Origin of the sequence: Arthrobacter sp. ZGTC131, from assembly GCF_002929275.1 — a bacterium.
Classification (GTDB): Bacteria; Actinomycetota; Actinomycetes; order Actinomycetales; family Micrococcaceae; genus Arthrobacter.
On the sequence record NZ_PJIK01000087.1, the window covers coordinates 1 to 574 of the forward strand.

The 574-nt window shown below is 63.1% G+C and carries 1 protein-coding gene; it reads left to right on the forward strand.

The window, feature by feature from the left end; all coding sequences use genetic code 11:
* Positions 1–474: SOS response-associated peptidase (locus tag CXQ90_RS21810; RefSeq protein WP_146068970.1), on the forward strand; the 474-nt coding region annotated here is incomplete at its 5' end.
* Positions 475–574 lie beyond the last annotated feature (100 nt).

A 574-nucleotide genomic window follows, 5' to 3' on the forward strand; every position in this document is an offset into this window, starting at 1 on the left:
AATGCCCGCCGGGAAACGGTGCTGGAAAAGCCGGCGTTCCGCAAAGCCGCCGTGAAGCGCCGGGCGCTGGTGCCGGCCGACGGCTACTACGAATGGGAAAAGTCCGGCAAGACCAAAATCCCCACGTACCTGTATTCGCCGTCCGAGGATCCGCTGGCCTTTGCCGGTCTGTATGAGTTTTGGCCTGATCCTTCCCTGCCCGAAGACCATGAACACAAATGGCTGCTGAGCTTCACCATCATCACCACCGAAGCCAGCGATGCACTGGGCCATATTCATGACCGCACACCGCTGATCGTGCCCCCGGACCTCTACTCGGACTGGCTGGACCCGGAACTGACGGAAACCACGGGTGTGCAGCAGCTGCTGGATGCCATCCCGGAACCGGTGCTGACCCCGCGGGTGGTGTCCAGCCAGGTCAACTCGGTGCGCAACAACGGGCCGGAGCTGATCCTCCCGGCGCAGGAGGCATAGCGGGCGAAAGACGAGTCCATTGAATCTTCCGCCCGCTTGCCCTTCACCAGGCGTAGTCCTCCGGCGCGGTGCGGTGGCCGGGGAAAATGGTGTCGAGCTT